17 protein-coding genes are annotated in these 18,742 nt (G+C 69.7%); 13 read left to right on the plus strand and 4 right to left on the minus strand.

Annotation, left to right across the window (positions count from 1 at the left end; translation table 11 throughout):
- Nucleotides 1-12 precede the first annotated feature (12 nt).
- Both nucS and NFR93_RS15065 read right to left on the minus strand, forming a co-directional pair.
- Entirely contained in the window at nucleotides 13-711 is a 699-nt protein-coding gene (gene nucS / locus NFR93_RS15060; RefSeq protein WP_251455129.1) for an endonuclease NucS, read from the minus strand.
- A gap of 41 nt (nucleotides 712-752) precedes the next feature.
- Complete coding sequence (locus tag NFR93_RS15065) at nucleotides 753-1,985, minus strand: MFS transporter (protein WP_251455132.1); 1,233 nt, start codon at nucleotides 1,983-1,985, stop codon at nucleotides 753-755.
- Between the two features lie 79 nt (nucleotides 1,986-2,064).
- Here NFR93_RS15065 and NFR93_RS15070 point away from each other — a divergent pair, with 79 nt between their 5' ends.
- The 7 genes from NFR93_RS15070 to mnhG all read left to right on the plus strand — a co-directional run bounded on the left by NFR93_RS15070 (nucleotide 2,065) and on the right by mnhG (nucleotide 9,500).
- Nucleotides 2,065-3,129: a LacI family DNA-binding transcriptional regulator gene (locus tag NFR93_RS15070; protein WP_251455135.1), complete on the plus strand. Its 1,065-nt coding sequence runs from the start codon at nucleotides 2,065-2,067 to the stop codon at nucleotides 3,127-3,129.
- A gap of 65 nt (nucleotides 3,130-3,194) precedes the next feature.
- Complete coding sequence (locus NFR93_RS15075) at nucleotides 3,195-6,125, plus strand: Na+/H+ antiporter subunit A (RefSeq protein WP_251455138.1); 2,931 nt, start codon at nucleotides 3,195-3,197, stop codon at nucleotides 6,123-6,125.
- Nucleotides 6,125-6,676, plus strand: a complete 552-nt coding sequence (locus NFR93_RS15080; protein ID WP_251455140.1) for a Na(+)/H(+) antiporter subunit C — start codon at nucleotides 6,125-6,127, stop codon at nucleotides 6,674-6,676. Before NFR93_RS15075 ends, NFR93_RS15080 begins: the two co-directional genes overlap by 1 nt.
- Nucleotides 6,669-8,276, plus strand: a complete 1,608-nt coding sequence (locus NFR93_RS15085) for a Na+/H+ antiporter subunit D (protein ID WP_251455142.1) — start codon at nucleotides 6,669-6,671, stop codon at nucleotides 8,274-8,276. Before NFR93_RS15080 ends, NFR93_RS15085 begins: the two co-directional genes overlap by 8 nt.
- The gene (locus tag NFR93_RS15090; protein WP_251455145.1) at nucleotides 8,273-8,881 is read left to right on the plus strand and encodes a Na+/H+ antiporter subunit E; all 609 of its coding nucleotides are present in this window, start codon (nucleotides 8,273-8,275) and stop codon (nucleotides 8,879-8,881) included. The genes NFR93_RS15085 and NFR93_RS15090 overlap by 4 nt, the downstream gene beginning before the upstream one ends.
- Nucleotides 8,878-9,147, plus strand: coding sequence for an MrpF/PhaF family protein (locus tag NFR93_RS15095; protein WP_251455148.1), 270 nt, complete (start codon nucleotides 8,878-8,880; stop codon nucleotides 9,145-9,147). Before NFR93_RS15090 ends, NFR93_RS15095 begins: the two co-directional genes overlap by 4 nt.
- A complete protein-coding gene (mnhG, locus tag NFR93_RS15100) occupies nucleotides 9,144-9,500 on the plus strand; it encodes a monovalent cation/H(+) antiporter subunit G (protein WP_251455151.1) in 357 nt (118 codons plus the stop codon). Before NFR93_RS15095 ends, mnhG begins: the two co-directional genes overlap by 4 nt.
- A 17-nt stretch (nucleotides 9,501-9,517) precedes the next feature.
- On the opposite strand, the gene argG is transcribed toward mnhG, so the two are convergent.
- Nucleotides 9,518-10,960, minus strand: a complete 1,443-nt coding sequence (argG, locus tag NFR93_RS15105; protein WP_251455397.1) for an argininosuccinate synthase — start codon at nucleotides 10,958-10,960, stop codon at nucleotides 9,518-9,520.
- 112 nt (nucleotides 10,961-11,072) lie between these two features.
- Here argG and NFR93_RS15110 point away from each other — a divergent pair, with 112 nt between their 5' ends.
- From NFR93_RS15110 to NFR93_RS15120, 3 genes are read left to right on the plus strand one after another with little or no spacing between them, the layout of a single operon-like run.
- The gene (locus NFR93_RS15110; RefSeq protein ID WP_251455154.1) at nucleotides 11,073-12,290 is read left to right on the plus strand and encodes a DUF1254 domain-containing protein; all 1,218 of its coding nucleotides are present in this window, start codon (nucleotides 11,073-11,075) and stop codon (nucleotides 12,288-12,290) included.
- 58 nt (nucleotides 12,291-12,348) lie between these two features.
- The gene (locus tag NFR93_RS15115; RefSeq protein WP_251455156.1) at nucleotides 12,349-13,635 is read left to right on the plus strand and encodes an adenylosuccinate synthase; all 1,287 of its coding nucleotides are present in this window, start codon (nucleotides 12,349-12,351) and stop codon (nucleotides 13,633-13,635) included.
- Nucleotide 13,636: 1 nt separating this feature from the next.
- On the plus strand, nucleotides 13,637-14,671 hold the full coding sequence (locus NFR93_RS15120; protein WP_251455158.1) for a lactonase family protein: 1,035 nt from the start codon (nucleotides 13,637-13,639) through the stop codon (nucleotides 14,669-14,671).
- Between the two features lie 10 nt (nucleotides 14,672-14,681).
- Here NFR93_RS15120 and NFR93_RS15125 read toward each other — a convergent pair whose 3' ends face one another.
- Nucleotides 14,682-15,803, minus strand: coding sequence for an AI-2E family transporter (locus tag NFR93_RS15125; protein WP_251455161.1), 1,122 nt, complete (start codon nucleotides 15,801-15,803; stop codon nucleotides 14,682-14,684).
- Nucleotides 15,804-15,875: 72 nt separating this feature from the next.
- Between NFR93_RS15125 and NFR93_RS15130 the strand changes: the two genes are divergently transcribed.
- From NFR93_RS15130 to NFR93_RS15140, 3 genes are all read left to right on the plus strand, one after another.
- A complete protein-coding gene (locus tag NFR93_RS15130) occupies nucleotides 15,876-16,217 on the plus strand; it encodes a chorismate mutase (RefSeq protein ID WP_251455164.1) in 342 nt (113 codons plus the stop codon).
- Between the two features lie 285 nt (nucleotides 16,218-16,502).
- A complete protein-coding gene (locus NFR93_RS15135; RefSeq protein ID WP_251455168.1) occupies nucleotides 16,503-17,801 on the plus strand; it encodes a quaternary amine ABC transporter ATP-binding protein in 1,299 nt (432 codons plus the stop codon).
- Nucleotides 17,801-18,703, plus strand: a complete 903-nt coding sequence (locus tag NFR93_RS15140) for an ABC transporter permease (RefSeq protein WP_251455171.1) — start codon at nucleotides 17,801-17,803, stop codon at nucleotides 18,701-18,703. Before NFR93_RS15135 ends, NFR93_RS15140 begins: the two co-directional genes overlap by 1 nt.
- The last annotated feature ends 39 nt before the right edge of the window (nucleotides 18,704-18,742 follow it).

Raw genomic sequence — 18,742 nt, forward strand, 5'->3', positions numbered from 1 at the left:
CGCTACCGGGGGTCAGAACAGGCGCGGAGCGCCGGATTCGATGCCCTTCATGCCTTCGTAGTCGAGCGTCACGCAGCGGATGCCCCGATCGGCCGCCAGCACCTTGGCCTGCGGCTTGATCTCCTGCGCGGCGAACACCCCGGTCACCGGGGCGAGGTGCGGATCGCGGCCGAGCAGCTCCAGGTAGCGGGTCAGCTGCTCGACGCCATCGATGTCGCCACGTCTCTTGACCTCGACGGCGATCGTGCCGCCTCCGGCCTCGTCGCGCAGCAGCAGATCCACGGGGCCGATCGCGGTGGGGAACTCCCGGCGCACCAGCGTGAGGCCCTCCCCGATCACGTCGACCTGCTCGGCCAGGAGTCGCTGCAGGTCGGATTCGACGCCGTCCTTCTGCAGTCCCGGATCGATGCCGAGCTCGTGAGACGAGTCGTGCAGCACCTCATAGATGCGCACGAGCAGCGCGTCGCCGGACTTTGCGTGTGTGACCCGCCAGTGCTCGAGCACACCCGCGTCGGCGGAGGCGGCATCCGGAGCCTCGACGTCGAGCCGGCAGGGCGGACTCATCCAGTTGAGCGGCTTGTACGAGCCGCCGTCGGAGTGCACGAGAAGGCTGCCGTCGCCCTTGTGGACGAGCAGCCTGGTTGCGAGGGGGAGGTGCGCGGTGAGACGGCCGGTGTAGTCGACCGAGCAGCGGGCGATGACAAGACGCACCCGAAGAGCCTAGCCGTGCGGCGTCGGTGTGGATGCCGGGGTCAGCGCTCGGCGCCGGCACCGACCTTCGACCCGGCCAGCGGACGAGCGGCACCCGAGGCGAGGCCGGATGCGATGGCGAGCACCACCAGGATGTACAGCGTGTTGAGCAGGCCGATGTTCTCGCTGATGAAGCCGAGGATCGGCGGGCCGCAGAGGAAAGAGATGTACCCGATCGTCGCCGCCGCGCTGACTCGGGCCGCCGCCTTGGCCGGATCGTCGGCCGCGGCGGACATGCCCAGCGGAAACCCGAGCGATGTGCCCGCGCCCCACAGCGCCGCGCCCACGAACACCAGCGGGAGGTTGGGCGCGAGTATGAACAGCAGCAGGCCCCCGGCTGAGGCCGCCGACAGCACGCGCAGGGTCGCGACCCGGCCGAAGCGGTCGACGAGCGGGCCCCCGAAGACCCGCACCACGGTCATGCTGACCGAGAACACCGTGAGTCCGAGCGCTCCGAGCGCCTGGTCGGCGCCGTGGCCCTCGACCATGCCGAGCGCCAGCCAGTCGTTCGCGCCGCCCTCGGCGAACGCCATGCCGAGCATGATGACGCCGAGCGCGTACGTGCGCGGCTCGCGCCAGGCCGACAGGGCCGTGTGGAGGCGCTCGCGCCAGTGCGGCGGGTCGGCGGCGGCCGCGGTATCGCCGGTGAACTCCCGCGCAGGCACGTTCGCGTGCGCGGCGAAGGCGATCACCGCGATGACGACCATCATGACGACGGTGTGGATCAGGACGTTGATCCCCCACCCGGCCGCCGCAGCGCCGACACCGGCGCCGATCACCGTGCCGAAGCTGAAGAACGCGTGGAACAGCGGCAGGATCGTCTTGCCCGTCTGCTTCTCGATGGCCGCACCCTCGACGTTCATCATCACGTCGACCGCGCCGTTGCCGAGCCCGAAGAGGACCAGGCCCGCCACCACGACGAGGTAGTTCTGCAGGACGTCGGTGCCGACCCCGATGATGCCGACGCCGGCCGCGAAGACGAGCATCGCCACCAGCATCCCGGAGCGGGCGCCGAAGCGGGCCAGCACCACGTTGGCGAGCGACAGGCCGACGATCGAGGCGATGCCGGCGCCGAGCAGCATGAGCCCGATCTGGATGTTGTCGACATCGAGGGCGATCTTGATCGCCGGCACCCGCGACGCCCACGTCGCGATACTCAGACCGCTCGCGAGGAAGATCGCGAAGACGGCGGTGCGCCAGCGTACGAGCTGCGGACGCGTCAGTTCCCGTTCCATGGCGAACAGCGTACATCGAATCGTTTCGATACTCCGAATCGATTCGATCCTGTCGCGCGACGCGGCTACCATCGCCGACATGGGTACCCGACGCGCCACCATCTCCGACGTCGCGCGCCTCGCGGGCGTCTCGCCCTCGACCGCGTCGGTGGTGTTCAGCGGCAAGACGCCCGTCTCGGACGCGACGCGGGAGCGGGTCCGCGCGGCCGCGGAAGAGCTCGGCTACACCGGCCCCGACCCGCGCGCCGCCTCGCTGCGCACCGGCCGATCGGGGATCGTCGGCGTCGTCTTCGAGGAGCACCCGGGATCCGCCTTCCTCGATCCGGTCAAGACCCTGATGATGGACGGCCTCGCCGATGCCGTCTCACCCGTCGGCGCCGGGCTGCTGCTGCTGCGCGACCACGACCCGGTGGGCACCGGGCCGACCCTCACCACCGCACCGATCGATGCGGCCGTGCTCGTGGGCTGCAGTGGACTGCTGCGCGAGTCCCTCGACGCCGTTCGCGCTCGGGGGATCCCGGTCGTCGTCATCGAGGGGGATGCCGGAGACGACGTTCCGCGCATCGTGCTCGACAACCGGGAAGCCCAGCGCCAGGCGGCCAGCCACCTGCGCTCGCTCGGACACACCGACGTCGCGATCGTCGCCCTGCCCGCCCACGCCGGATGGCAGCCGGGCTGGATCGCCGACGACACCCCGCTCACCGTCGACGTGACGCGCGAACGGCTGCGCGGCGGGCGCGACGTGTTCCCGGATGCCGCGGTCTACGGTGCCGGCGGCAGCTTCATCGACGAGGGGCTGGCGGCCGGGCGCGTCGTCCTCGCCGATCCGGCCCGCCGGCCGACCGCGGTCATCGCCCAGAGCGACCTGCTGGCGGCCGGAGTCATCCGCGCGGCGGAGGAACTCGGGCTCCGGGTGCCCGAGGACGTCAGCGTCACCGGGTTCGACGGGATCGTCGTGGACGGCCTGACCCCGTACGACCTCACGACCCTGGTGCAGCCGGCCACCGAGAAGGGGCGTGCGGCCGGCCGCGTGGTCGCCGCCATGCTCGACGGCGGGGAACCGGCATCCATCTCGTTCACCTGCATGTTCCACGAGGGCAATACGACCGCTCCCGCGGTCCGGCGGACGGGCGCGCCCGGGTAGACTGGGGCGAAACGACCTGATCGCCTGAGCGCGCCCGCACGCGCCGACGACTCCGAGGAGGCCGCATGCTCCTCGTCCTCGGTGCGTTCGCACTCGCCCCCCTCATCCTGCCGTGGCTGATCGGCCGCCTGGGCTCTCGTGCTTTCGCGCTCGCCGCCCTTCTTCCGGTTGCGGCGTTCGTCCACACCGCGTGGCAGGCTCCCGCCGTGCTCGACGGTCGCATTCCGTTCGAGGCATTCGACTGGATCCCGCCGCTCGGCATCGAGCTGTCGATGCGCATGGACGTCCTGGGCTGGGTCATGGCGCTCATCGTCACAGGCGTCGGGGCGCTCGTGCTGCTCTACTGCCGCTCGTACTTCGCCGACGGCGAGACGGGCCTCGGCCAGTTCGCTGCCGTCCTCCTCGGCTTCGCCGGAGCCATGTACGGCCTCGTGCTGACCGACGACCTCGTCGTGCTGGTGATGTTCTGGGAGATCACCAGCGTCCTGTCGTATCTGCTGATCGGCTACTACAACCGCCGCGCCGCCAGCCGCCGCGCGGCGCTGCAGGCGCTCCTGGTCACCACCCTCGGCGGACTGGTGATGCTGATCGGCGTCGTGCTGCTCGTGGTGGATGCCGGCACGTCGAGCCTCTCGACGATCCTGGCCGACGCTCCCACCGGCCCTGTCGTGGACGCGGCGCTCGTGCTGCTGCTGGTGGGCGCGCTCAGCAAGTCCGCGATCTTCCCGTTCCACTTCTGGCTGCCCGGCGCCATGACGGCGCCGACTCCGGTCAGTGCCTATCTGCACGCCGCCGCCATGGTGAAGGCGGGCGTCTACCTCATCGCACGGCTCGCGCCCGTCTTCGCCCTCGCTCCGGCCTGGCGGCCGATCGTCATCTCGCTGGGCGTGTTCACGATGCTGCTCGGCGGGTTCCAGGCGCTGCGCGAGACCGACCTCAAACGGCTGCTGGCGTTCGGCACGGTGAGTCAGCTGGGCTTTGTCGCCGTCGTGCTGGGCTACGGCACCCGCGACGTCGCCCTCGCCGGCCTCGCGCTCCTGCTCGGCCACGCGCTGTTCAAATCCGCGCTCTTCCTCATCGTCGGCGTCATCGACCACCAGCTGTCGACCCGTGACCTGCGAGAGCTCAGCGGCGTCGGTCGTCAAGCGCCCCTGCTGGCCACGGCGGCGATCGTCTCCATCGCCTCGATGGCGGGCATCCTGCCGACCCTGGGCTTCGTCGCCAAGGAGGGGGCGCTGGCGGGCCTCATCGACGAGGCCCTGGCCGGTTCGGCATGGGGCTGGATCGCCCTCGTCGGCGTGACCGCGGGCTCCGCCCTCACCGTGGCGTACGGCATCCGCTTCGTGTGGGGTGCGTTCTGGACCAAGAAGGACGCAGCGGGCGCGGCGCGACCGGTGACGGAGTGGCCGCGGCCGCGTCTCGGGTTCCTGTCGGTCCCCGCGATCCTCGCCGTACTCACGCTCGCCGGAGGCTTCGCCGCCCCGCTCCTCGACACGGCGCTGGCGCCCTACGCCGATCTGGCTCCGGCGTCGAGCCCCGGCATCCCGGCCCCCGATCACCCCGGCTACCTCGCCCTGTGGCACGGGTTGGAGCCCGCCCTCTTCCTCTCGCTCGGGACCCTCGTCATCGGGGCGGGCCTGTTCGCCCTCACCGCCCGCGTCGACCTCAGCCGTCGCGTGCTGCCGTTCGCGGCGCCCGACGTCTACAACCTGGCGCTGCGAACGGTGGCGAGGCTCTCGGTGGCCACCACGACGTTCACCCAGCGGGGCTCGCTGCCGGTTTACGTCGGCACGATCTTCGTGGTGCTGGTGGCCGCCGAGGGCACCGCCCTGGTGATGGGCGGCCAGCTCACGTCCGCGATCGCGACCTACTGGTCGCCCATGCAGCTCATCGCCGCGCCCATCATGATCGCCGCCGGCATCATCGCCGTCCGGGCGCGGAAGCGCTACACGGGGGTCGTCCTGGTCTCGGTGACGGGCCTCGGAATGGTCGTCCTCTTCGCCACGAGCGGCGCGCCCGACCTCGCCCTCACCCAGATCCTCGTCGAGACGGTGACGCTCGTCGCCTTCGCACTCGTGCTCCGGCGCATCCCCTCGCGTCTCGGTGAGCACAACGCCTCGGTGTGGCCGATCGGCCGCGCGCTGCTGGGCATCGCGGTCGGGGTCACGATGGCGGGGGTCGCGCTGGTGGCGACGTCGGCGCGGGTCCACGCCCCGGTCTCGACCGACTTCCCCGACCTCGCGTACGAGCTCGGCCACGGCAAGAACGTCGTGAACGTCGCGCTCGTCGACATCCGAGGCTGGGACACCATGGGCGAGCTCTCGGTGCTCGTCCTCGCCGCCACCGGGGTCGCCTCACTGGTCTTCGTCACCCACCGCGCCGACACCCTCTCGAGCCTCACGACCCCGATCGAGCTCGCCGACCGCCGCGACCGCCGACCGCTGGTCGAGACCGCCGGCGGCGTGAAGCCCCGCGGCGAGGGGAGTGGCAACACGCGTACCGCATGGCTGCTCGGCGGGCAGCGCGTGGGGGAGGAGAACCGATCGATCCTCCTCGAGGTGATCGTGCGGATCCTCTTCCACATGATCATCATCGTCTCGCTGTACCTGCTGTTCGCGGGTCACAATCTGCCCGGCGGCGGCTTCGCCGGCGGCCTCGTCGCCGGCATGGCGCTGGTCATGCGCTACGTCGCGGGCGGTCGCTACGAGCTCGGGGTGGCTGCGCCGACGGATGCCGGACGACTGCTCGGCGTCGGCATGACGATCGCCGTCGGATGCGCCGTCGTGCCGCTGCTGTTCGGCGTGGCACCGCTGACGAGCTGGTTCGTCGAGGCCGAGGTGCCGGTCCTCGGCCACATCGAGTTCGTCACCTCCACGCTGTTCGACATCGGGGTGTACCTCGTCGTCATCGGGCTGGTGCTCGACGTGCTGCGGAGCCTGGGCGCCGAAGTCGATCGGCAGACGGCGGAGAACCGGATGCGGGGGGTGAGCGCCTGATGGACGTCTCGCTCGTGCTGATCGTCATCATGGCGGTGCTCTTCGCGTGCGGTGTGTACGCGATGCTCGAACGCAGCCTGACGCGGGTGCTCATCGGCTTCCTGCTGCTGGGCAACGCCGCGAATCTGCTGCTGCTCATCGCGATGGGGCGCCCCGGCATCGCCCCGTTCCACGGAGCGGGGGAGTCCGACGAGATGTCGGACGCACTGCCGCAGGCTTTGACCCTCACCGCGATCGTCATCACCTTCGCCGTGTCTGCCTTCCTGCTGGCGCTCATCTACCGGTCGTGGCAGCTCGGCCAGGCCGATACGGTCAGCGACGACGAGGCCGACATCGCCGTGCGTGAGCGCGGCGCGCAGGTCGAGGACTCCATCGTCGACATCATCTCGGACGAGGACGACGACGCAACCTCCGACTTCGTCGACGTCTCGACCGCACCCATCACGATGCTCGGCAGCCGCGATGTCGCCGGGCTGCGCGACGACGCGCCCACCGATCGACGCGATGCGAAGCGCCGCGAAGACGCCCGGACGGAGGACAGCGATGACTGAGATCGCCCCCGCCCTCGTGCCGCTGCTGGTGACGCTGCCGCTGCTCGGCGCCGCCATCGCGCTGATCGCCGGCCGGCATCGCCGCGCGCAGGTCACGGTCTCTGTGGTGACGCTCACCCTCGTCTGCATCATCGCCACCGTGTTGCTGGTGGTCGTCGACATCGGCGACCAGGCCATCGCCGTGTCGGTGGGCGGCTGGCCCATTCCGACCGGGATCATCCTGTACGTCGACCGACTGGCGGCGCTGCTGGTGATGGTCTCGAGCGTCGTGCTCCTGGCGGTCCTCCTCTTCTCGGTCGGCCAGGGTGCCGCCGACAACGACGACGACACCCCGGTGTCGATCTTCCACCCCTCGTATCTGATCCTCGCCGCCGGCATCTTCAACGCCTTCATCGCCGGCGACCTGTTCAACCTCTACGTCGGGTTCGAGATCCTGCTGGTGGCCTCGTACGTGCTCATCACCCTCGGGTCGACGGAGTCCCGCATCCGCACCGGTGTCGTCTACGTCGTGGTCTCGCTCGTGTCGTCCATCCTGTTCCTCGCCGCGATCGCGATGATCTACAGCGCGCTCGGCACCGTCAACATCGTGCAGATCTCCCAGCGGATGGGAGACCTGCCGCAGGAGACGCAGCTCGTGCTGCACCTCATGCTGCTTCTGGCGTTCGCCATCAAGGCCGCCATCTTCCCGCTGTCGTTCTGGCTCCCCGACTCCTACCCGACCGCGCCGGCACCGGTCACGGCGGTGTTCGCGGGCCTGCTGACCAAGGTGGGCGTCTACGCCATCATCCGCACCGAGACGGAGCTCTTCCTCTACAACGACGTCAACGTCGTGCTGATGATCGCCGCGCTCGCGACGATGATCGTGGGCGTCCTGGGCGCCCTCGCCCAGGCGGAGCTCAAGCGCATCCTGTCGTTCACCCTGGTCAGCCACATCGGCTACATGATCTTCGGGCTGGCGATCGCGACCCCGGCGGCGATCGGGGCGACGATCTACTACATGGTCCACCACATCGTGGTGCAGACCACTCTGTTCCTCGCGGTCGGTCTCGTGGAGCGGCGAGCCGGCTCCACGTCGATCCTGCGTGTGAAGGGGCTCATGCGCGCCGCGCCGGTCATCGCCGTGCTCTACTTCATCCCGGCGGTGAACCTCGGCGGCCTGCCGCCGTTCTCGGGCTTCATCGGCAAGTTCGCCCTCTTCGACGCGGCGGCCGAGGTCGGCACGCCGCTCATGATCGTGCTGATCGTCGCGGGCATCCTCACCAGCCTCCTCACCCTGTACGCGCTCATGCGCGCCTGGAACCTCTCGTTCTGGCGCGAAGAGGATGACTCGGCCGAGACCGAGGCGCGCATCTCGTACCTGGGCGCCTCGCCGGCCGCAGCGGTCGAGACCGAGCGACGCGTGATCCCCAAGGTGATGACGGCGGCCACGGTCGGCATGGTGGGCTTCACCGTTGCGCTGACCATCTTCGCCGGACCCCTGTACGACATCTGCACCCGCATCGGCGACGCGCTGCTCCAGCCGGTGACCCTCGAACAGCTCGAGCAGGAGCACCAGCAGAGCACGGGCGGCGATGAGAAGCGCGAGGAGGTGACGCCGTGACCGCAAGCGATGACACCACCGCCCGTGGCGGCATCCGCGCGGGCCTTCGTCACGTCTGGCGGCAGCTGCCCTTCTTCGTGTGGCTCATCCTGCTGTGGATGCTGCTGTGGGGACAGCTGACCTGGCTCGCGCTCCTCACGGGCATCGCGGCGGCGGTCATCGTCACCCGCGTGTTCCGGCTGCCCCCCGTTGAGCTGTCCGGCCGGCTCAACCTCTGGTACGGCCTCGTCTTCGTCGTGACGTTCGTCGGGGCGCTCGTGCGCGGATCGCTGATCGTGGCCTGGCAGGTGATCGATCCGCGCCGCTACCCCGGCACCGCGATCGTCGCGATTCCGCTCCGCGTCGACGACGACCTCATCATGACCCACACCGCCATCACCGCCTCGCTGATCCCGGGCTCCTTCGTCGTCGAGACCGACCGCGACCGGCGCATCGTCTACCTGCACGTGCTGGGTGTCGACCGCCGCGAGGATGCCGAGCTGCACCGCCGCTCGGTCCTCGGCTGGGAGGCCCGCATCGTCCGGGCCGTGGGGTCGCCCGAGCAGCTCGAGATCATCCGCCGCGCGACGATCGAGACGCCGCGGCAGGGGAAGGAGGCACGATGAGCCCGCTCCTGGTGGTGATCTACGTCGTCTTCGCCGTCGCCGCGCTGATCACGCTGTGGCGCGTCGTCATGGGTCCGTCGATCCTCGACCGCGCGGTGGCCAGCGACGTGCTGCTGACCGAGATCATGTGCGTCCTCGGCGCCGATATGGCCATCAACCAGCACACCCGATCGCTGCCGGCCATGCTCATCATCGCCGCCGTCGGCGTGTTCGGCTCGATCGCGATCGCGCGCTTCGTGGCCAGAAGGGACCGGGCCGACGGATGACCGACCCCATCGACATCATCGCCCTCGTGCTGATCCTGATCGGCGCACTGCTGTGCCTCACCGCCGCCATCGGCCTGCTGCGGTTCCGCGATGTGCCGACGCGCCTGCACGCGGCCACCAAGCCGCAGGTGCTCGGCATGATGCTCATCTGCGTCGCCGTGGCGCTGTCGCTGCGGTCGTGGCCGGTGGCCGCCTTCCTGCTGCCGGTGATCCTCATCCAGCTGGCGACGGCGCCGCTGTCAGCTCACATGATCGGCCGTCAGGCGTACCGCAACGGCACGATCGACGAGGCCGACCTCGTGGTCGACGAGCTCCGCCTGTCGAAAGAGACGCCGCCCGCCGCAGGCGGCTGAACCGCCGGAGCCGGGCGTCAGTCGGTGCCGCTGTCGAATGCGGCGGCTTCGCTCACGGCATCCGTCGCCTCGGCGAGGTGCTCGCGCTCTGCCGAATAGCCCGCGGCGTGCTCGGTGATCTCCTCCGCGCCACCCCGCTCGAGCGATCCGACCAGCTCGGCCGTCGCCCCGCCGATGATGCCCGCCGCGGCGTAGTGCTCGAGGCGCGAGCGCGAGTCCGCGATGTCGAGGTTGCGCATCGTCAGCTGCCCGATGCGGTCGATCGGGCCGAACGCGGCGTCGCCGACGCGCTCCATCGAGAGCTTCTCGGCCGCGTACGACAGGCCGGGCCCGGTGGTGTCGAGGATCGTGTAGTCCTCGCCGCGCCGCAGGCGCAGCGTGACCGAGCCGGTGATGGTCGAGCCCACCCACTTCTGGATCGACTCGCGCAGCATGAGCGACTGCGGCTCGAGCCAGCGGCCCTCGTACATGAGGCGCCCGAGCCGACGACCCTGCTCGTGGTAGGTCGCCAGGGTGTCCTCGTTGAGGATGCCGTTGACCAGACGCTCGTACGCGATGAACAGCAGCGCCATCCCGGGAGCCTCGTAGATGCCGCGCGACTTCGCCTCGATGATGCGGTTCTCGATCTGGTCGCTCATCCCGAGCCCGTGACGGCCGCCGATGCGGTTGGCCTCGAAGACCAGCTCGACGGGGTCGGAGTACTCGACGCCGTTGAGGGCGACCGGGCGGCCCTCGTCGAACGTGATCGTGACGTCCTCGGGGGCGATTTCGACGGCCGGATCCCAGAAGCGCACGCCCATGATGGGCTCCACCGTCTCGAGCGAGACGTCCAGGTGCTCCAGGGTCTTGGCCTCGTGGGTCGCGCCCCAGATGTTCGCATCGGTGGAGTACGCCTTCTCGGCCGAGTCGCGGTACGGGAAGCCGTGGGCCACGAGCCATTCGCTCATCTCCTGGCGACCGCCGAGCTCCGAGACGAAGTCGGCGTCCAGCCACGGCTTGTAGATGCGCAGCGACGGGTTGGCGAGCAGTCCGTAGCGGTAGAACCGCTCGATGTCGTTGCCCTTGTAGGTTGACCCGTCGCCCCAGATGTCGACGCCGTCCTCCTTCATGGCGCGCACCAGCAGGGTGCCGGTCACCGCGCGTCCGATCGGAGTGGTGTTGAAGTACGTGCGACCGCCGGAGCGGATGTGGAACGCGCCGCAGGCGAGGGCGCCGAAGCCCTCTTCGACCAGCGCGGTCCTGCAGTCGATGAGGCGCGAGACCTCGGCGCCGTACTCGAGCGCGCGACCCGGGATCGCGGCGATGTCGTCCTCGTCGGGCTGACCGAGGTCACCGGTGTAGGTGCAGGGGACGGCGCCCTTGTCGCGCATCCAGGCCACGGCGACGGAGGTGTCAAGGCCTCCCGAGAAGGCGATGCCGACGCGCTCGCCGACGGGCAGGGACTGGAGGACCTTCGACATGGCCTCCAGCCTACCGATCCGGATGCCGAGCCACGGCGTCGATGACGCCTGACGGTCCACGGGCCCGCGCGCGGGCTTGGCGGGAACCGGGTCCATGAGCGAGAGTGTGACGATGGCACGCCACGTCAATGTGGACAACTTCGTCCGCGCCGAGACCGACCGCATGTTCGCCGACATCCAGCGGGACGCCGGCGGCGTGAACGTCTTCCGTCACAATCGCGAGCCCGCGGCGATCGACGAGCAGACCGTCATCCGGCTCAATCGCGACACCCTCTACAGCTTCGCGATCGTCGACCTCGTCGACGGTGCGAGCATCGAGATCCCCGAGCACGGCGATCGGTACGTGTCGGTGATGGTGGTCGACAACGACCACTACGTCCGCGCGGTGCTGCACGAGCCCGGACACCACGACCTCGCCGCGGTCGCACCGGGCACGCGCTACGCGCTGGTGGCGGTGCGCACCCTCGTCGATCCGAGCGACGCGGCCGACATCGCCGCGGTGGCTTCGCTGCAGGACGAGTTCCGTCTCGAGGTGGCCTCGGGCGAGCCGTTCGAGAGCCCCGAGTACGACGCCGAATCGCTCGAAGAGACGCGCAACGGCCTGCTCCGGCTGGCTCGCGGCCTGCGCGCCTTCGACCGCACCTTCGGCGGGCCCGATGAGGTCGACCCCGTCCGCCACCTGATCGGGACGGCCGCGGGGTGGGGCGGTCTGCCGCTCAGCGAAGCCTCGTACCTGGGGGTCTCGCCCGGTGTGGGCGTGGGTCACTACGAGCTGACGATGCACGACGTGCCCGTCGATGCGTTCTGGTCCGTCTCGGTCTACAACGCGCAGGGCTACTTCGAGCCGAACGACGACGGACGCTACACCGTGAACAGCATCACCGGTGTCCCCGACGAGGACGGCGCCATCACCGTCCGCTTCACGCCTCCTGGCGAGGCCACGGGTCCGAACGACATCCCCGTGCCCGAAGGGTGGAACTATCTGGTGCGGCTCTACCGGCCGCGCCCGGAGTTCTTCGAGGGCGGCTGGGAGGTCCCCGACCTCGTGCGACTGGAGAGCCCGGCATCCCCGACGCCGGCCCAGGAGGATGCGGCCCAGGAGGATGCGGCCCAGGAGGACGCGGCCCAGGAGGATGGCGTCGCCATGGACGCGACCGCCGAGGACGCGACCATCGAGGACGCGACCATCGACGCGAGCACCGAGGACGCGAACGCCGAGGACGGGTCCGGCGGAGCAGCGGAGGAAGAGCCTGCCGAGCACTCGGGTCCCGACGAGACGCCTGGTGACGGCGAGGCCCGCGGCGACGCGCGGACCGCCTCCGACGACTGACGCCGAAGCCCGGGTCGATAGGATGGGGTGTAACCGTCCGATAACGGGGGAGTAGCCCATGCCAGGCATCGTGATCGTCGGAGTCCAGTGGGGAGACGAGGGCAAGGGCAAGGCCACCGACCTTCTCGGTGACCGCACCGACTGGGTCGTCAAGTTCAACGGCGGCAACAACGCCGGACACACGGTCGTGATCGGCGACGAGAAGTACGCGCTTCACCTGCTGCCTTCCGGCATCCTCTCGCCCGGGGTGAACGCCGTGATCGGCAACGGCGTCGTGATCGATCTCGAGGTGCTCTTCAACGAGCTGAAGGCGCTGACCGCCCGGGGCGTCGACACCTCGAGGCTGCGGGTGAGCGCCAGCGCCCACATCATCACGCAGTACCACCGCACCCTCGACAAGGTCACCGAGCGCTTCCTCGGCAAGCGTCAGATCGGCACCACCGGGCGCGGGATCGGGCCGGCGTACGCCGACAAGATCAACCGCGTCGGCATCCGCGTCCAGGATCTCTTCGACGAGAACATCCTGCGCCAGAAGGTCGAGGGCGCCCTCGAGCAGAAGAACCACCTGCTGGTCAAGGTCTTCAACCGCCGGTCGATCACGTGCGACGAGATCGTGGAAGATCTGCTGTCGTACGCCGAACGCCTGCGCCCGATGGTGGCCGACACCGGCCTGCTGCTCAACGACGCGCTCGACCGCGGCGACGTCGTCGTCTTCGAGGGCGGGCAGGCGACCATGCTCGACGTCGATCACGGCACCTACCCGTTCGTGACGTCGTCGTCGGCGACCGCCGGCGGCGCCTCGACCGGATCCGGCGTCGGCCCGAACCGCCTCGACCGCATCGTCGGAATCGTGAAGGCGTACACCACGCGGGTCGGGTCGGGCCCGTTCCCGACCGAGCTGTTCGACGAGCAGGGCGACTGGCTCCGCTCGCGCGGTTTCGAGTTCGGCACCACCACCGGGCGGCCCCGCCGCGTCGGCTGGTACGACGCGCCGATCACCCGCTACGCGACGCGCATCAACGGCATCACCGACCTCGTGCTCACCAAGCTCGACATCCTCACCGGTCTCGAGCAGATCCCGGTGTGCGTCGCCTACGATGTGGACGGTCGGCGCTTCGACGAGGTGCCGGTCAACCAGACCGACTTCCACCACGCCACCCCGGTGCTCGAGTACTTCCCGGGCTGGAGCGAAGACATCTCGGGCGCGCGCCGCTTCGAAGACCTCCCGGCGGCCGCGCAGGACTACGTCCTGGCGCTCGAGAAGCTCAGCGGCACGCACATCTCGGTGATCGGCGTGGGCGCCTCGCGCGACGCCGTCATCGTGCGCCGCGACCTCGTCGACTGACATGCGCCTGCTCGCAGGCGGGTACACCGCCGACATGGACGGGCGCGCCGAGGGCTTCGGGATGCTGCTGGCCGGCGCCCCGGACGAGCCTTCAGCCGGTGGGCCGCTGGCCTTCGCGGGGGTGCGGGCGGTCGTCGACTCCCCGTCGTGGCTGACCCGGCATCCTTCGCTCGACGTCGTCTACGCGGCGCTCGAGGCGAACGGGACCGTGCAGGCGTATCGCCGCACCGGCGAGGACGCGTACGCCCCGCTCGGAGCAGCGGTCCCGGCGGGCGAGTCCGTCTGCCACGTCGCCGTCGCGCCCGACGGGGGCTCGCTCGTGGCGTCGTGCTGGAGCGACGGGCGAGTCGTGCGGATGACGGTGGATGCCGACGGCCGGCCCTCCCGCCCGGTCATCGCCGCCGGGGCGGAGGACCCCTACGGCATCGGCGACCTCGCCGAGCCGCGCCCGTCTCGCGCGCACCAGGCGCGATTCTTGGACGGCGGGCTGATCGCCACGACCGATATGGGACTCGATCTCGTTCGGTTCTGGCGCATTGCGGCTGGAGAGCTGCGTGAGGAGCAGCAGGTCGTGCTGCCGCAGGGGAGCGGTCCCCGCCACACCGTCATGCACCCCAGCGGTCACCTGTACGTCGTGACCGAGCTGTCCGGCGAGGTGTTCGCGCTGGCGGCGGACCGCACGGGCAGATGGCGGATCGTCGCGGGGGCGATGCTCGGGGCGCTTCCCGGCGACACGGCGGCCGAGCTCGCGGTCTCGCGTGACGGCGAGACGCTGTACGCCGGTCTTCGCGGCAGCAACACCCTGGCTGTGCTGCGCGTGCACGGCGATGGATCCGATCTGCGGCCGACGGCCCTCATCGAGGCGGGCGTCGACTGGCCGCGGCACCACCTCGTGGTGCGAGACACGCTGCTGGTCGCCGGTCAGCGCTCGGATGACGTGGTGTCGATGACACTCGACCCGAGGACGGGTGTCCCGGGGCGGGTGCGCTCACGCGCGACGGTGCCGACGCCGACCTGCCTCGTCGCCCTGGCCTGACCGCCGCGGCTCAGACCTTGGCGTCCTGACGAGGGATGACGACCTGCTTGATGATGAGCAGGATCGAGGCGGTGACGGGGATGGCGATGAGCGCGCCGAGCAGGCCGAGCAGGGTGCCGCCGACGAGCGCGCCGATGACGACGAGCGAGCCGGGCACCGATACCGTGCGGTTCATCACGCGGGGCGTCACAACGTATGCCTCGATCTGCATGTACACGAGGTAGGCCGCGGCGAAGATCAGTGCGGACAGGGGACTGTCGAACAGCGCCACGAAGGTGCCGATGATCCAGAAGAGCACCGGACCCACCAGCGGGATGATCGTGATGCAGAAGGCTACGACCGCCATGAGTGCCGGGAAGGGCAGCCCGATCAGCAGGTGCAGCACCAGGGTGAACATCGCGTTGAAGAACGCGAGCACGACCATGCCCATCAGGTAGCCGCCGACCGAGTCGGTGATCTGCTCGGTGATGTCGGCCAGCTTCGCGCGATTGCGCGCCGGCGACAGGCGGTAGAGCGACTGCTTCATCGACGGCAGCGTCGCGATGAAGTACAGCGTCAGCACGATCACGATGATGACGCCCGAGATCCCCGTCGCGATGCCGACCCCCACCTGCAGCACGCCGCCGCCGATCGCGGCGATGTTGGAGGGGTTGAGCAGGAAGTTCTGGACCTCGTCGAGGATGGTGCCGACACTGTCGCCGAAGGTGCTCTCGAGCCAGATGAAGAAGTCGGTGCGCATGAAGTTCGCGATGGACTGCGGCAGGTCGGTGATGAAGCTCGCGACCTGACGCACCAGCGTCGGGATGACCAGCAGCAGCACGCCGACGAGCACCAGTGCGAAGGCGGTGAAGACGATCACGATCGACCACGTGCGAGAGACGTTGCGGCTCTGCAGCCAGCGGACCGCGGGGTCGAGGCCGAGCGCGGCGAAGAGCGCGAACAGGATGTAGATCAGGACGGTCGAGAGGCTGCCGAGTGCGAGTCCCAGCAGCAGGGCGACCAGCGCGCCCAGGGTCACCGTGAAGCCCACGGCGAACGGCTGCGAGAGCCCCGCCCAGACGAAGCGGTGGGACTCCGCGCGATCTCTGGGTGACGGTGCGGAAGGAACGGGCGAGGACGATCCGTCGGTCATGTGCTCACTCTAGGGCGGGCGGCACCGGCTGGCGGAGGATCCGGCGGTATCGTCGTCGACGAGGAGGACGCCATGACAGACATCGGATCCGAGAGCTCCGCGCCCGCCCCCGCCGAGGAGGACGCCGACGAGACCCTCGCGACGCTGCGGCGTCTGCGCAGCAGCATCGACAACGTCGACGCGGCCCTGATGTATCTGCTCGCCGAGCGCTTCAAGTGCACCAAGCAGGTCGGCGAGCTCAAGGCCGAGCACGGTCTCGCGCCCTCGGATCCCGCCCGTGAGGAGCAGCAGATCGCGCGACTGCGTCAGCTCGCCGAGGACGCCGACCTCGACCCGGCGTTCGCCGAGAAGTGGTTCAACTTCGTCGTCGCAGAAGTCATCCGTCACCACACCGCCGCAGCCGACGGGCGCTGATCCGCGGTTGTCGAGCGGGGCTCGGTTTTGCCCTCCCCGTCGATCCTCGATACGGTCGATCGAGGGCGATAGCGCCCGAACGACCAGTCCGCGGTTGCGACGAGGTGCGTGATCCTGGGGATCCCGCGTCGCGAGCGTATGGTCGGTGGTCTTGACGGTTCGCCCGATGCGAACCGTCGGCTGTGCCGCTGCGTCGCCCGGTTCGACGCGGGTCCGGCGCCGATGACCGCCACCCGGGCGTAACCGATGCTGAGCGCGCCCCCCGCGCGCCGCCGAGGTGAGCACATGACCGTCGTCCCTGCGCTGGAAGCGCGAAATCTGAACAAGGTCTTCGGCCGGAGTCCGAAGGACGCCGTCCGCAGACTCGAAGCCGGTCACTCCCGCGACGACATCGCCGACACCGGGACGGCGGCCGTCATCGACGCGAGCTTCACCGTCGAGCGGGGCGAGATCTTCGTCATCATGGGCCTGTCGGGATCCGGCAAGTCGACGATCATCCGGATGCTGAACGGTCTCCACGACGCCACCGCCGGCGAGGTGGTCATCCACGGCGAGCCGATCACGGGCGTTTCCGGGTCGTCGCTGCGTGCCACGCGCCGCGACCGCGTCTCGATGGTGTTCCAGCACTTCGCGCTCCTGCCGCACCGCACGGTCGCCGAGAACGTCGCCTATCCGCTGGAGCTGCGAGGTGTCGGCCGTGCCGAGCGTCGCGCCAAGGCGGACGAGATCCTGGCGTTGGTGGGCCTCGACGGATGGGGCGACAAGCTTCCCGCCGCGCTCTCGGGCGGCATGAAGCAGCGCGTCGGCATCGCACGCGCGCTCGCCGCCGACACCGACATCCTCCTGATGGACGAGGCGTTCAGCGCGCTCGATCCGCTCATCCGCCGCGAGATGCAGGAGCAGCTGCTGTCGCTGCAGCAGAAGCTGCAGAAGACCATCGTCTTCATCACCCACGATCTGAACGAGGCGATGTTCCTCGGCGACCGGATCGCGGTCATGCGCGACGGGCGCATCGTGCAGATCGGGACCCCCGAAGACATCCTCACCGACCCCGCCAACGACTACGTCGAGCAGTTCGTGCAGGACGTCGACCGCGCGCGCGTGCTCACGGCCGCCAACGTCATGGAGCTTCCGCGCCCGGTCGTCAGCGAGAGCGGCGGTCCGCGCACCGCGTTGCGGGAGATGCGCGACGCCTACTCGTCGGCCGCGTACGTGACCGGACGCGACCGCCGACTGCTCGGCATCGTCACCGACCGGGACGCCGTCAAGCTGGTGCGCCGCGGTGAGAACTCGCTCACGTCGGTGCTGCGTCCCGTGCCGCAGAGCGTCTCGCAGGACTCGGTCCTGATGGACCTGTTCGTGCCCGCCGTCGAGTCGCAGCTGCCCCTGGCGGTCACCGACGACGACGGCCGGCTCGTGGGTGTGATCCCCCGCGTGACCCTGTTGGCCGCGCTCGGACCCGGGCCGAGCGACACGTCCGAGATCACCGTGCTGCCGCAGCCGATGCCGACGACCGAGATCGACGCGCTCCTGGCGGCATCCGCCGACCACGGCCCGGCGGCCGACAACGAGGGGGTGCGCTGATGGACGGGTTCCGGATTCCGGTCGGCGAGTGGGTCGACACCGGCGTGGACTGGGTGCGCGACAACCTGGCGGGGCTCTTCGATGTCATCGCGGTCGTCGTGCGGTTCCTCGTCGACGGACTCACCGACGGCCTGACGGCCATCCCGGTGGCGGTCGCGATCGCTCTCTTCGCGCTGCTGGGCTGGTTCTTCCGGTCATGGCAGATGGCGCTCGGCACCGCGATCTCGTTCATCCTGATCGTGGCGATGGATCTGTGGGTCGCGGCGATGCAGACGCTCTCGCTCGTCCTGGTCGCCACCCTCGTCGCGCTGGTCATCGCGATCCCCCTCGGCATCTGGTCGGCACGCAACGACACGGTGCGCGCGATCCTCAAGCCGGTCCTGGACTTCATGCAGACGATGCCCGCCTTCGTCTACCTGATTCCGGCGATCACCTTCTTCAGCATCGGCGTCGTGCCCGGACTCGTCGCGACGGTCATCTTCGCGCTGCCTCCGGGGGTGCGCCTGACCGAGCTCGGCATCCGCGGCGTCGATTCCGAGACGGTCGAAGCCGGGCACGCGTTCGGCGCGACTCCGGGGCAGATCCTCCGTGGCATCCAGCTGCCCCTGGCGATGCCGACCATCATGGCCGGCGTCAACCAGGTCATCATGCTCGCGCTGTCGATGGCCGTCCTGGCGGGCATCGTCGGTGCCGACGGCCTCGGGAAGATCGTGGTGCAGTCGGTGTCGACGGTCAACCTCGCGCAGGGCGTCGAAGCGGGCCTGGGCGTGGTGATCCTCGCCGTCTTCCTGGACCGCGTGACCGCCGCTCTCGGCGACCCCGCCGACTACCCCACCTCGCTGCGACGCGTCATCGGCAGCCGTCGCGCACCCGAGCCTGCTCGGGCTGGAACCCACAACTGAATATCTGTACGGAACGAACGCAATCACACAGAACGATGA

It is taken from the genome of Microbacterium sp. Marseille-Q6648, assembly GCF_943181415.1.
Taxonomy (GTDB): domain Bacteria; phylum Actinomycetota; class Actinomycetes; order Actinomycetales; family Microbacteriaceae; genus Microbacterium.